The 12865-nt window shown below is 73.2% G+C and carries 9 protein-coding genes; 1 reads left to right on the top strand and 8 read right to left on the bottom strand.

Translation table 11 applies throughout. From position 1 onward, the window contains the following. Positions 1 to 92: 92 nt before the first annotated feature. The 5 genes from pnp to M446_RS23630 form a co-directional block, all read right to left on the bottom strand. On the bottom strand, positions 93 to 2270 hold the full coding sequence (gene pnp, locus M446_RS23650) for a polyribonucleotide nucleotidyltransferase (RefSeq protein WP_012334632.1): 2178 nt from the start codon (positions 2268 to 2270) through the stop codon (positions 93 to 95). Positions 2271 to 2580: 310 nt separating this feature from the next. After that, entirely contained in the window at positions 2581 to 2850 is a 270-nt protein-coding gene (gene rpsO / locus M446_RS23645) for a 30S ribosomal protein S15 (protein ID WP_012334631.1), read from the bottom strand. A 199-nt stretch (positions 2851 to 3049) separates the two neighbouring features. Further along, positions 3050 to 4375 (bottom strand): MFS transporter, encoded by a 1326-nt coding sequence (locus tag M446_RS23640; RefSeq protein ID WP_012334630.1) that lies wholly within the window; start codon positions 4373 to 4375, stop codon positions 3050 to 3052. A 180-nt stretch (positions 4376 to 4555) separates the two neighbouring features. Next, on the bottom strand, positions 4556 to 5302 hold the full coding sequence (locus tag M446_RS23635; protein ID WP_012334629.1) for an SDR family NAD(P)-dependent oxidoreductase: 747 nt from the start codon (positions 5300 to 5302) through the stop codon (positions 4556 to 4558). Between the two features lie 4 nt (positions 5303 to 5306). Then, positions 5307 to 6167: a fumarylacetoacetate hydrolase family protein gene (locus M446_RS23630; RefSeq protein ID WP_012334628.1), complete on the bottom strand. Its 861-nt coding sequence runs from the start codon at positions 6165 to 6167 to the stop codon at positions 5307 to 5309. Between the two features lie 170 nt (positions 6168 to 6337). Here M446_RS23630 and M446_RS23625 point away from each other — a divergent pair, with 170 nt between their 5' ends. Continuing rightward, positions 6338 to 7168: an IclR family transcriptional regulator gene (locus tag M446_RS23625; protein ID WP_012334627.1), complete on the top strand. Its 831-nt coding sequence runs from the start codon at positions 6338 to 6340 to the stop codon at positions 7166 to 7168. A gap of 101 nt (positions 7169 to 7269) precedes the next feature. Here M446_RS23625 and M446_RS23620 read toward each other — a convergent pair whose 3' ends face one another. The 3 genes from M446_RS23620 to M446_RS23610 form a co-directional block, all read right to left on the bottom strand. After that, positions 7270 to 8079 carry an exodeoxyribonuclease III gene (locus tag M446_RS23620; protein ID WP_012334626.1) on the bottom strand — a complete coding sequence of 270 codons (810 nt, stop codon included), beginning with the start codon at positions 8077 to 8079 and terminating at the stop codon, positions 7270 to 7272. A gap of 24 nt (positions 8080 to 8103) precedes the next feature. Beyond that, complete coding sequence (locus tag M446_RS23615; RefSeq protein ID WP_012334625.1) at positions 8104 to 9045, bottom strand: outer-membrane lipoprotein carrier protein LolA; 942 nt, start codon at positions 9043 to 9045, stop codon at positions 8104 to 8106. A gap of 127 nt (positions 9046 to 9172) precedes the next feature. Then, positions 9173 to 12838, bottom strand: coding sequence for a DNA translocase FtsK (locus M446_RS23610; RefSeq protein WP_012334624.1), 3666 nt, complete (start codon positions 12836 to 12838; stop codon positions 9173 to 9175). Positions 12839 to 12865: the final 27 nt, after the last annotated feature.

Genomic DNA, 12865 nt, shown 5'->3' with positions numbered 1-12865 from the left:
GCGAGGGGAGAGCCGTCATGAAAAAAGCGCGGCCCCTCGCGGGGCCGCGCCGGTCGGATCGGGCGCCCCGCGGGGCGCCCGCTTACGCGAGCCTACTCGCCCGCGCTCTGGCGCGCCTGCCGCTCGCGGTTGCGGTCGGCCTCGCGCTCGGCCTTCAGCTTCTCGGTCAGATCCTCGCCGGTCTGCTGGTCGACGACCTTCATCGACAGGCGGATCTTGCCGCGCTCGTCCTGGCCGAGGAACTTCACCTTGACCTTGTCGCCCTCCTTCACCACGTCGGTGACCTTGGCGACGCGCTGGGGCGCGAGTTCCGAGATGTGGACGAGGCCGTCCTTGGCGCCGAAGAAGTTGACGAAGGCGCCGAACTCCATCGTCTTCACCACCGTGCCGTCGTAGATCATGCCCGCCTCCGGCTCCGCCACGATCGAGCGGATCCAGTTGTAGGCCGCCTTGATGGCCTTGCCGTCGGACGAGGCGATCTTGACCACCCCGGTGTCCTGGATGTCGATCTTGGCGCCGGTCTTCTCCACGATCTCGCGGATGACCTTGCCGCCCGTGCCGATGACCTCGCGGATCTTGTCGGTCGGGATCTGCATGGTCTCGATCCGGGGCGCGTGCTCGCCGAGCTCCGGACGCGCGGCGGTCAGCGCCTTGGCCATCTCGCCGAGGATGTGGGCGCGGCCCTCCTTCGCCTGGTCGAGGGCGACCCGCATGATCTCCTCGGTGATGCCGGCGATCTTGATGTCCATCTGGAGGGAGGTGACGCCCTCCTCCGTGCCGGCCACCTTGAAGTCCATGTCGCCGAGGTGGTCCTCGTCGCCCAGGATGTCGGACAGCACCGCGTAGCGCTCGCCCTCCAGGATCAGCCCCATGGCGATGCCCGCCACCGGGCGGCGCAGCGGCACGCCCGCATCCATCAGCGCCAGCGACGAGCCGCAGACCGTCGCCATCGAGGAGGAGCCGTTCGACTCGGTGATCTCCGACACGACGCGCAGCGTGTAGGGGAACTCGTGCGCCGGCGGCAGGAGCGGGTGGACGGCGCGCCAGGCGAGCTTGCCGTGGCCGATCTCGCGCCGGCCCGGCGAGCCCATGCGGCCGGTCTCGCCCACCGAATAGGGCGGGAAGTTGTAGTGGAGGAGGAACGTCTCCTTGTAGGTGCCTTCGAGCGCGTCGATGAACTGCTCGTCGTCGCCGGTGCCGAGCGTCGCCACCACCAGGGCCTGGGTCTCGCCGCGGGTGAACAGCGCCGAGCCGTGGGCGCGCGGCAGCACGCCGACCTCCGACAGGATCGGGCGCACGGTGCGCACGTCGCGGCCGTCGATGCGGGAGCCGGTGTCGAGGATGTTCCAGCGCACGACCTTGGCCTGGACCTCCTTGAAGGCGGCCTTGACCTTCTCGGGCTCGAACTTCGCCTCGCCGCCCTCGGGGACGAGCGCCGCCATCACCTTCGCCTTGACGGCATCGACGGCGGCGTAGCGCTCCTGCTTGACGGTCTTCCGATAGGCCTCGCGCAGGTCGGCCTCGCCGATCTCGAGCACCGCCTTCTCGACCTCGGTGAGGTCGGTCGGCTGGAAGTCGCGCGGCTCCTTGGCGGCCTTCTCGGCGAGGCGGATGATCGCCTCGATCACCGGCTGGAAGTGCTTGTGGCCGAACATCACGGCCCCGAGCATCACGTCCTCGGGCAGTTCCTTGGCCTCGGACTCGACCATCAGCACGGCGGCGTCGGTGCCGGCCACGACCAGGTCGAGGCTCGACTCCTCCATCTCCTGGACGGTCGGGTTGAGCTTGTACTGGCCGCCCAGGTAGCCGACGCGCGCGGCGCCGATCGGGCCCATGAAGGGCACGCCCGAGAGGGTCAGCGCCGCGGAGGCGGCCACCATCGAGACGATGTCGGGATCGTTCTCGAGGTCGTGCGACAGCACCGTGACCACGACCTGGGTGTCGTTGCGCCAGCCCTCGACGAAGAGGGGGCGGATCGGGCGGTCGATCAGGCGGGAGACCAGCGTCTCCTTCTCGGAGGGCCGGCCCTCGCGCTTGAAGTAGCCGCCCGGGATGCGACCCGCCGCGTAGGCGCGCTCCTGGTAGTTCACCGTGAGCGGCAGGAAGTCGATGCCGGGCTTGGGCTCCTTCATCGACACGACGGTGGCGAGCACGGTGGTCTCACCGTAGCTCGCGACCACGGCCCCGTCGGCCTGGCGGGCGACCTTGCCCGTCTCCAGGACCAGCTTGCGTCCACCCCAGAGCAGTTCTTCGCGTTGTGTATCGAACATGTCGTCATGCCTTCATGCGGTCGTCCGGGGCGGGGCGGCGCCAGTGCAAGACGGCGAGAGGCTCTGCGGGGCCTGTCGACCCCGGGCGGGGTCGCTGCCGACCCCGGCGCGCCGGCGGCGGCCGGCAGAGCCCCTGGCGATCCTGCCCTGGCGATCACGCCTCAGGATCCCGGAGGGCGAGCGGCCGGACCCATTCCGGCCCACTCAGGGCGCGCCGCCGGCCTCGGAGGCCGGGGCGGCCGCGCTCGGCGGGTCCGCGGACCCCCAAGCGAAAACGCGGCCCGGGGATCCGGGCCGCGTCGCGAGCGCCTCAGCGGCGGATGCCGAGGCGCTCGATCAGGGTGCGGTAGCGCCCCTCGTCCTTGCGCTTCAGGTAGTCGAGGAGCGACCGGCGCTGCGAGACCAGCTTGAGCAGGCCGCGGCGCGAGTGGTTGTCCTTGGTGTGGGTCTTGAAGTGCCCGGTCAGGTTGGCGATCCGCTCGGTGAGGATCGCGACCTGCACTTCGGGCGAGCCGGTGTCGGTCCCGCCGCGGGCGTAATCCTTGATGAGCGCGGTCTTGCGCTCTGCCGTGATCGACATCGCGTGTCCTTCTGGTCAGGGTTCAGGATGGGCGCGGCCCTCGACAGCCGCTCCCGCTTCGGATTCGGCCGGGCCGGGATGTCGTCCAGCGCGGTCGTCCAAAGCCGAAAGCCCCGCCATACACTGGCGGGGGCTTCCTCCTATACACGATCCGGGGCGCCGCGCCACTCTCCCGTCGCGTGCGGCACGCGCGGTTTCGTCACGGCGCGGCCGGCCGCAGCCGCAGCGCGAAGCAGAGCAAAGCCGCGATCACCGGTCCGGCCGCCAACGTGAGGAGTGCGGGCGTGAAGCTCTGGGTGGCGTCCCTGATCCAGCCGACCAGGTAGGGGCCGGCGAAGCCCCCGACCTGCGCGAAGCCGTTGATCATCGCGAGGCCCCCCGCCGCCGCCGCCCCGGTGAGGAACTGCGTCGGCAGGGTCCAGAACACGCCGAGCACGGCCCAGACCCCGAAGGCCGCGACGCAGAGCAGCAGCAGGCCCGCCAGCGGGCTCGGGGCGAGCGCGCTCAGGCCCAGGAAGACGCCGCCGCACAGGGCCGCGAGGGCGGTGTGGAGCCTGCGCTCGCCGGTGCGGTCGGAACTGCGCGCGACCACGACGAGGCCGACCGCCGCGACCGCGAAGGGCAGGGCCGTGACGAGCCCGGTCTGGAAATCGGACAGGCCGCCGATGCTGCGCACGATCTGGGGCAGCCACAGCACCACCCCGTACACCGCGACCGCGTTGAACAGGTAGATCAGCGTCAGGACCCAGACCCGCGGGTCGCGGAAGATCGCCGCGAATTCGTGCGAGCCCGTCCGCGCCACGTCCCGGTTCTCGCGCGCGAGGGTGGCGATCAGCCACGCGCGCTCCTCCGCGTCGAGCCAGCGCCCGTCCTGCGGGCGGTCGACGAGGTAGAGGTAGGTGACGATCCCGAGCAGGATCGCGGGCGCGCCCTCGAGGATGAACAGCCACTGCCAGGCCGCGAGCCCGAACCAGGTCGGGTTGGCGGAGAGGATCCAGCCCGAGAGCGGCGCGCCGATCACGCTGGAGAGCACGGTCGCCGTCATGAACCCGGCCGTCGCCTTGGCCCGGTCGCGGGCCGGGAACCAGTAGGTGAGGTAGAGCAGCACGCCCGGCACGAAGCCCGCCTCGGCCAGGCCGAGCAGGAACCGCATCAGGTAGAAGCTCGTCTCGCCCTGGATCGCCGCCATCCCGCAGGAGACGAGCCCCCAGCTCACCATGATCCGGGCGATCCAGCGCCGCGGCCCGACCCGGTGCATGATCATGTTGCTCGGGATCTCGAAGGCGATGTAGCCGAGGAAGAAGATGCCGGCGCCGAGCCCGTAGACCGTGGACGAGAAGCCGAGATCCCGGTTCATGTGGAGCGCCGCGAAGCCGACGTTCACCCGGTCGAGATAGTTGATGATGAAGAGGACGAAGCAGTAGAGGACGATGCGCGTGCGCAGCTTGCCGAGCACGCGCTGGCGGATCGGGTCGTCCGCGCCGGCATCGCCGGCGCCCGCCAGGCTGAGATGGGCCGCACTCATGGGCCGCACTCATGGGGCGCTCCTGAACGGATCCGGCCGGGCCCGGCCCTCCGCCGGACGCGCGGCCGGCCGCGCGCGCCGCTCGGAGCGCGGCGCGGGCGGGCGGAACCGGGAGGGCGCGGGGCACCGCGCCCCGCACCCTGCGATGTCGTGGGATGGCCGGCGGGTCGCGGCGCCGGATCAGTAGGTGGCGCGGCCGCCCGAGACGTCGAAGACGCCGCCGGTCGAGAAGGAGGCCTCCTCGCTCGCCAGCCAGCAGATCAGCGCGGCCACCTCCTCGATCGTGCCGAAGCGGCCGATCGGGATCTTCGAGAGCATGAAGTCGATGTGCTCCTGCGTCATCTGGTCGAAGATGGCGGTGCGCACCGCCGCCGGGGTGACGCAGTTCACCCGGATGTCGGTCCTGGCGAGCTCCTTGCCGAGCGACTTCGTCAGGCCGATCACCGCCGCCTTGGAGGCGCTGTAGGCCGAGGCGTTCGGGTTGCCCTCCTTGCCGGCGATCGAGGCGACGTTGACGATCCGGCCGTAGCCCGTCCGCTCCAGCACCGGCACCGCGGCCCGGTTGCAGTAGAACAGGCCGTGGACGTTCACGTCGAAGACCCGCCGCCACGCCTCGACGGGGTAGTCGCGCACCGGGCCGTTGGGGCCGGTGATGCCCGCGCTGCAGACCAGCACGTCGAGCCCGCCCAGGGCCGCCACGCTCGCCTGCATGGCGGCCTCGACGCGGGCCGGGTCCGCGATGTCGAGGGCCTGCACGTCGGCGGCCCCGGCCTCGGTCCGGGCGCGCCCGAGGGCCTCCGCGTTCACGTCCCACAGGCTGACCGCCGCGCCCTCGGCGGCGAGCCGCGCGGCGACGCAGAGCCCGATGCCGGAGGCGCCGCCGGTGACGATGGCGCGCCGGCCCTGGAATCGATCGGACGGCGTCATCGCCTCAGCCCTCCTGCCGGCGCCACGCCACCACGTCCTGGCGCTGGGTCCCGAGCTTCTCGATGCCGAGCGTCATCACGTCGCCGGGCTTCAGGAAGACCGGCTCCGGCTTGATGCCCATGCCGACGCCCGGGGGCGTGCCGGTGGTGATGATGTCGCCCGGCATCAGCGTGAGGAAGCGGCTGACGTAGGAGACGATCTCCGCGCAGGGGAAGATCATCGTCCGGGTGTTGCCGGTCTGCATGCGCCGGCCGTTGAGATCGAGCCACATGTCGAGGCTCTGCGGGTCGCCGACCTCGTCCGCGGTGACGAGCCAGGGCCCGACCGGCCCGAACGTGTCGCAGCCCTTGCCCTTGTCCCAGGTACCGCCGCGCTCGATCTGGTACTCGCGCTCGCTGACGTCGTTCACCACGCAGTAGCCGGCGACGTAGTCGAGCGCCTCCGCCTGCTCGACGTAGGCGGCGCGGCGACCGATCACGATCCCGAGCTCGACCTCCCAGTCGCTCTTCACCGAGTCGCGCGGCAGCATCACCGGGTCGTTGGGACCGGAGAGCGAGCTGATCGCCTTGGTGAACACCACCGGCTCCTTGGGGATCGGCAGGTTCGATTCGGCCGCGTGGTCCGCGTAGTTCAGGCCGATGGCGATGAACTTGCCGACCCCGGCGAGCGGCACGCCGAGCCGCGGCGAGCCCTCGACGCGGGGCAGGCCGGCCGGGTCGAGCTTGGCGAGCGCCGCGAGGCCGGCGGGCGAGAGCGTGTCGGGACCGATCTCGGCGACGTGTCCCGACAGGTCGCGCAGGCGGCCCTCCGCATCGAGGAGGCCGGGCTTCTCCTGGCCCGCGGGGCCGTAACGCAAGAGCTTCATGGCGCGGTGATCCTGGCTGGTGGCGCGGGAGCCCGCCCGGCGCCAGGAGGGGCTGGCGGAACCCGCCGGCCTGCGACATCACGGTCGCGATCTCCTCCCGATGCCCGATGGCGGGCGGTACAAAATCCCATATATTGGGATTCAGTTTCTTTATGTGGGATCATACGCGGATGACCGGGAAGGCGTCAACGCCGGGCCGCGGGCCGGCGCCGGGAAGTCAGACGCTGCTTCGCGGCCTCGACGTCCTGGAGGCGGTGGCGGCGGGGGCCACGGATCTGGCGGCCCTGTCGGCGGCGCTCGGCACGACCCGCAGCACCACCCATCGCCTCGCCGCGAGCCTGGTCGAGCGGCGCTACCTCAATTTCGTGCCGCGCGAGGGCTACAGCCTCGGGCCGAAGCTGCTGGAGCTCGGGTTCCGGGCGCAGCAATCGGTGGCGCTGACGCGGGTGGCGCGGCCCCATCTCGAGCGGCTCTCCGCCATCTGCGAGGACACGATCCATCTCGGCGTGCTCGACGGCAGCTTCGCGCTCTACCTCGACAAGATCCCCGGGCGGCGGCGGATCGAGATCAGTTCGCGGGTGGGCGAGCGCCAGCCGGTCTGGTCGACGGGGCTCGGCAAGGCGCTGATCCTCGACCTCGACGAGGCGGGCTGGCGCGGCTTCTTCGCGGTGGGGGAGGCGCGCGGGGCGCGGCGCGACCGCGACCTCGCGGCCTGGCTCGCCCGCATGCGCGCCTACGCGGCGGACGGGATCGCCTTCGACGAGGAGGAGAACGAGCCGGAGGTGCGCTGCGTCGCCGCCCCGATCCGCGCGGCGAGCGGGGCGATCGTGGCGGCGCTGAGCGTGTCGAGCACGATGCAGTACCTCGACGACGCGCGGGTGCCGCCGCTCGCCGCCGCCGTGCGGGAGGCGGCGGACGCGATCAGCCGGGCGCTGGGCTGGGACGGCGGGCGGCCGCGGACGGGAGGACTGGACCGCGCGTCTTCTACGAAATCCGACTGATTGCTTCGCCATCTCCCATTTCGGCAAGGCGGATGTTGTCTTCGCTCAGGCGCCGCGCGGGCTCGTGATCCGGGATCCGCTGCGATCAAGCGGCTCCCGGATCACAGGTCGAGTTCCACGGTCACCGGCACGTGGTCGGACGGCCGCTCCCAGGCGCGCGCGTGCCGCGCCACCGTCACGGCCTTCACGCTGCCGGCCAGATCGGCCGTCACCCAGATGTGGTCGAGGCGCCGTCCCTTGTCGGCGGCGGCCCAGTCCGGGGAGCGGTAGCTCCACCACGTGTAGATCTTCTCCGGCTCCGGCCGCAGATGGCGCATCGTGTCGACCCATCCGGCCTCGCCCCGCAGCGTCTCCAGCCGCTCGGTCTCCACCGGCGTGTGGCTCACCACGTCGAGCAGCTGCCGGTGCGACCAGACGTCGTGTTCGAGGGGCGCCACGTTGAGGTCCCCGACCAGGATCGCCGGGCCGGTCGGGCGCTTCCCGCCCCAGGCCCGCAGCTCGTCCATGAAGGCGAGCTTGTGGGCGAACTTGTCGTTGAGCGCGGCGTCCGGCACGTCGCCGCCGGCCGGGACGTAGAAGTCGTGCAGCACGATCCCCGCCGCCTCGCCCGCCTCCGGCCCCAGCACCGCCGAGATGTGGCGCGCGTCCGGCCGGTCGCAGAAGCTCATCACCTCCTGCGACAGGAGCGGCAGCCGCGACAGGATCGCGACGCCGTTGTAGCCCTTCTGCCCGGCGAACACGACGTGCGGGTAGCCGAAGCCCTGCAGCTCCTTCAGCGGGAAGCGGTCGTTCGGGCACTTCGTTTCCTGCAGGCACAGCACGTCGGGCCGCGCCTCGTCCAGGAAGCGCCGCACGAGGTCGATGCGCAGGCGCACCGAATTGATGTTCCAGGTCGAGACGGTGAGGCGCACCGGATCAGCTCTTCGGGTGGGGGCTCAGCGCTGCTGCGTCTGCCGCATGCGCTGCTCCAGCTCCTTGTCCTCGGGCCGGCCGTAATTGATCACGAACATCATGCCGTCGATCGGCCGGCCGCGCTGCAGGTTCGAGAGCAGCACGGTGGTCTGGTAGCCCTGCGGGTCGGTGATCCGCCACTGGCTCAGGCTCTTCATCGCCTCGTCGAACACGAGGACGATGCGGGAGGTGCCGCCCAGCGTCGAGCGGTCCTCCAGGCTGATGCGCACGCCGCCGGGCTCCGTCGAGACATCCGTGACCGAGAGGTCGCGGGCGAGGTCGATCCTGTCCCGCAGCAGGAATTTCAGCGGCGTCTGCGAGATGAAGTAGAGGTCCTGGGTCGCGAGCTTGCGGTCGCGCACCGCCACCGAGGTGCCGTCCGCCACCACTTCGAGCGGCGAGGGCTGGTCGTAGTCGAAGCGCAGGCGGCCGGGCTTGGCGAGGTAGAGCTTGCCGCCGATCTTGCGGCCGTCCGCCGCGATCTGCACGAAGTTGCCGGTCAGCGTCGAGACGCTGTTGAAGTAGCCGTTGGCCCGCTCGACCACCGCGGCGGGGTTGCTGAGGTCGACGGCGGCCGGCGTGGTCACGGCGGCGACCTGCTGCGGCGGCGCGGCCGGGGCCGGCGCGGCCGCGGGGACCGCCACCGTCTCGCCGCCCTCCACGGGCGCCTTCGCGCCCCCGAGCGCCGTGGGGCGCCGCGGCGGCAGCGGCGCGCGCGACAGCGTCGGTGCGCCGCCCGCGGCACCCGGCGCGCCGCTCGGAGCGGCCTGGGCCGGATCGGGCTGCGCCTGCGGGCCCTGGTCACGCTTGGTCCCGAACAGGCTGTCGAGGAAGGACGTCACCTGCGCCTGGGCAGGCGCCGCGCCGGCGAGGCAGAGGAGCGCCGCGAGGAGGGCGAGCGGGCCGGAGCGGGGGCGGCCGGTCATCGGCAGGTGTCTCCCTGAGGGCGGGGGGCGGCGCGCAGGCCGGTGGGGCGGCGCGGCCGAGGCCCCGCCGTTAGAGACGGACCCTGTGGCGAATATGGGACGCCGGGCCGCCGTTGCGGGTGGCGCCTCATGCCTCCTCCGCCTGAGCCTGGGCCTCGACCAGGATCTCGCGCTTGCCGGCGTGGTTGGCGGGGCCGACGATGCCCTCCTTCTCCATCCGCTCCATCAGCGAGGCCGCCCGGTTGTAGCCGATCTGCAGCCGACGCTGGATGTAGCTCGTCGACGCCTTCTTGTCCCGCAGCACCACCGCCACCGCCTGCTCGTAGAGGTCGGCCGCCGGATCGGCGAAGCTGCCCTGGTCGAACACTGCGGTCTCGGCCGCGGCGGCCTCGGCCGCCTCCTCCTCGTCCGCCGTGACGGCGTCGAGGTAGGCGGGGCGGCCCTGGCGCTTGAGGTGGGCGACCACCGCCTCGACCTCGTCGTCCGACACGAACGGGCCGTGCACCCGCGTCGTGCGCCCGCCCCCGGCCATGAACAGCATGTCGCCCTGGCCCAGCAGCTGCTCGGCCCCCATCTCGCCCAGGATCGTGCGCGAGTCGATCTTGCTCGTCACCTGGAAGCTGATCCGGGTCGGGAAGTTCGCCTTGATCGTCCCCGTGATCACGTCCACCGACGGGCGCTGCGTGGCCATGATCAGGTGGATCCCCGCCGCCCGCGCCATCTGCGCCAGCCGCTGGATCGCCCCCTCGATGTCCTTGCCGGCCACCATCATCAGGTCGGCCATCTCGTCCACGATCACCACGATGTAGGGAAGCGCCCCGAGGTCCATCACCTCGTCCTCGTACACCGCCTCCCCGGTCTCCCGGTCGAAGCCGGTCTGCACCGTCCGGGTGATCACCTCGCCCCGCTCGCGCGCCTCCGCCACCCGCGCGTTGAACCCGTCGATGTTGCGCACGCCCAGGCGCGCCATCTTCTTGTAGCGCTCCTCCATCTCGCGCACCGCCCATTTCAGGGCGATCACCGCCTTCTTGGGGTCGGTCACCACGGGCGAGAGCAGGTGGGGGATGCCGTCGTAGACGGAGAGTTCGAGCATCTTGGGATCGACCATGATCAGGCGGCACTCCTCGGGCTTCATGCGGTAGAGGAGGGAGAGGATCATGGTGTTGATGGCCACCGACTTGCCCGAGCCGGTGGTGCCGGCGACGAGCAGGTGGGGCATGCGGGCGAGGTCGGCGATGATCGCCTCGCCGCCGATGTTCTTGCCCAGGCAGAGGGCGAGCTTCTGCTTGGTCTCGGCGAAGGCGGGGCTGCTGAGGATCTCGCGCAGGTAGACGGTCTCGCGCTTGGCGTTGGGGAGCTCGATGCCGATGGCGTTGCGGCCCTGGACGACGGCGACGCGGGCGGAGATCGCCGACATCGAGCGGGCGATGTCGTCGGCGAGCGAGATCACCCGCGACGACTTGGTGCCCGGCGCCGGCTCCATCTCGTAGAGGGTGACGACGGGGCCGGGTCGCACGGCCAGGATCTCGCCGCGCACCCCGAAATCGTGGATCACCTGCTGCAACTGCACGGCGTTGGCCTGGAGCACGTCCGCGTCGAGGCTGCTCCCGTCGGAGGCCCGCGCCTCGGCCAGGAGCGCCAGGGACGGGAACTCGTAGGGCGCGTCCGGCTCGGCCGCGACGAGCCGCTTGGGCGGCGGCGGCAGCGGTACCAGGGCCAGGATGTCGTCCTCGTCCTCCGGATCCTCCGCGTCGAGGCCGAGATCCGAATCCAGGCCCTCGTTGCCGATCACCACGCTCGGCGCCTCGGCCGCGCACGGGCGTCCGGGCACGATCGGCTCCACCGGGCCGGCGGGGACGAGGGTGAGGGCGAGGGGCGCGAGGGGCGGCGCCTCCTCGGGCGCGGCCGCGACCGCGGCCGCCGGGTCGAACGCCGAGGCCGCCGGGGCGGGCGCCTCGGCCGCGGTCGCGGCCTCGGGCGTCGCTGCCTGGCTCTCGGCAGGGGGGAGGGCGACGGGCTCCGCGACCGCGGCAATCTGCGGCGCGGGCAGGATCTCGGCCGCGGCCGGCTCCTCCGCGGCCGGGAGGGCCGGGACGATCGCGGGCGCCGGGACCGGCACGAGTGCGGCCGGCGCCGGAATCTCCGCCGCGGGCGCGGCCGGGGCCGGCGCGACGGCGGCCGGGACCGGCTCCGTCGGGGCTGGATCGGCGAGGTCCGGGGCGATCCCGGCGGCCGGCGCGGCCCCGGCCGGCTCCGGCGCGGGCGCCGCCAGAGGCTCCGCGACGGCGGCACTCGTCGCCTCGGGAGAGGCTTCGGTCGCCGCGAGGTCGGCGGCGTCCGGCTCCGGGCGGTTGTCCTGCACCTCCGCCACCCCGAGGGGCATGGACCAGTCGTGGCGCAGCAGCCCGTCCAGGGAATAGAGCGGCCGCCGCGGCAGCGCGCGCAGGTAGGAGATGTCGAGGGGGAACGTGATTCGCCCGAGCGGTTCCGGGGCCGCCCCTTCGGCCTGGATCGACTCCTCGGCCTGGATCGACTCCTCGGGCGGGGCCTGCTCCTCGGGCGGGGCTTGCTCCTCGGCCCGCGCGGGCTCGTGAGCGGGGGCGGTCTCCTCCTGCGCCGCCGTGACCGGAGCCGGCTCCTCGGCGGGCGCCCCGGTCGGGACGGCCGGCGGCGCGACGCAAGCCGGATCGGTCGCCGCGAGGGCGGCCGCCTCGGGCTCGGCGGGAGACTCGGGGGCGGGCCGCGCCTCCTCGGGCGCGGTCGCGGCTTCCGGTGCGGCCTCCGCCGGCGCGGCGGGCTCGGCGGCCAGCTCGTCCGGCGCGGAATCGCACGGCGCCGATTCGTCCGGCGTTAAGGCGGGCGGCGACGGGGGCGGGGTCTCGTCGGGGGCGTGGCGCAGCAGGTGGTCCGGCGTCCGGGTGAACTTCACCCCGGGCGGCAGGACGTAGGGCTGGCGCCAGCGCGGGACCGGCGGCACCGACGCGGCCTCGGCGGCGAGGCGCTCCGCCTCGGCGGCGGCCTCCGCGGCGGCGCGCGCCGCCTCGCGCGCGGCCGCGTCGCGCTCCTCGGCGGCGAGGCGCTCGGCCTCGCGCGCCCGCGCCTCCTCCTCGCGCTTGCGGCGGCGCGCCTGCAGCACGTGGTCGGGCGTGCGGGTGAAGCGCAGGACCGGCGCCTCGGCGGGCTGCTCGGATTGCGGGGCCGGGCTCGCGGGCCGCGCCTCCTCGCCGCGCCGCGCGGCCTCGGCCTGTCGGCGCACCCGCGTCAGCACGGTCCGGGCCGGACCGGCGGGCGGGATCGCGAGCCAGGCATCCTCCATGTCGGGGCCCGGCCCGGCGTGCCGCGGCAGGTCGACAGGCCGCGGCGGGGGAGCCGGCGGGGGCGGCGCGGCCATGACGGGGGGCGCCGGTGCCGGGACGAAGGCGGCCGGCGCGGGGAGATGGTCGAGGGGCGCCGCAGGACGCGGCGGGGGCGGGACCTCGGCGACCTCCTGCCGCGGCGCGACGGCGGGCGGGGTCGCGACCGGCGGCGCCTCGGCCGGCGCGGGCGGCGCCGCGCGCACGAGGTCGGGCGACCACGAGGGCGGCGCTTGGCGCGGGGCGGGCTCCGTCATCCAGCTCGGCGTCGCGCGCGGGCTCAGCGCCGCGGGTTTGGGCGGCGGCGGCAGGGCGAGGCGCTGCGGCGCCGCCGGCACCAGGAGGCGCCGGGCGATCAGCGCCCTCAGGCGGATCAGGGTCTCGGCGACCGCCGCGAGCGAGAACCCGCGGCGGGCAACCGGAGCGGGCGCGCCGCGCATCGACTGCAGCGGGCGAGCGGATGGTTC

The sequence above is a fragment of the Methylobacterium sp. 4-46 genome, assembly GCF_000019365.1.
Lineage (GTDB): Bacteria > Pseudomonadota > Alphaproteobacteria > Rhizobiales > Beijerinckiaceae > Methylobacterium.
The sequence above is the reverse complement of the archived record's forward strand: the minus strand, read 5'-3'. Positions and strand labels throughout refer to the sequence as shown.

What these genes read in the sequence shown, in the direction of transcription:
- pnp (WP_012334632.1), bottom strand. Translation starts at nt 2,270, where the DNA reads ATGTTCGATACACAACGCGAAGAACTGCTCTGGGGTGGACGCAAGCTG.
- M446_RS23635 (WP_012334629.1), bottom strand. Translation starts at nt 5,302, where the DNA reads ATGACGCCGTCCGATCGATTCCAGGGCCGGCGCGCCATCGTCACCGGC.
- M446_RS23610 (WP_012334624.1), bottom strand. Translation starts at nt 12,838, where the DNA reads ATGCGCGGCGCGCCCGCTCCGGTTGCCCGCCGCGGGTTCTCGCTCGCG.
- M446_RS23625 (WP_012334627.1), top strand. Translation starts at nt 6,338, where the DNA reads ATGACCGGGAAGGCGTCAACGCCGGGCCGCGGGCCGGCGCCGGGAAGT.
- M446_RS23640 (WP_012334630.1), bottom strand. Translation starts at nt 4,375, where the DNA reads ATGAGTGCGGCCCATCTCAGCCTGGCGGGCGCCGGCGATGCCGGCGCG.
- M446_RS23615 (WP_012334625.1), bottom strand. Translation starts at nt 9,045, where the DNA reads ATGACCGGCCGCCCCCGCTCCGGCCCGCTCGCCCTCCTCGCGGCGCTC.
- M446_RS23630 (WP_012334628.1), bottom strand. Translation starts at nt 6,167, where the DNA reads ATGAAGCTCTTGCGTTACGGCCCCGCGGGCCAGGAGAAGCCCGGCCTC.
- rpsO (WP_012334631.1), bottom strand. Translation starts at nt 2,850, where the DNA reads ATGTCGATCACGGCAGAGCGCAAGACCGCGCTCATCAAGGATTACGCC.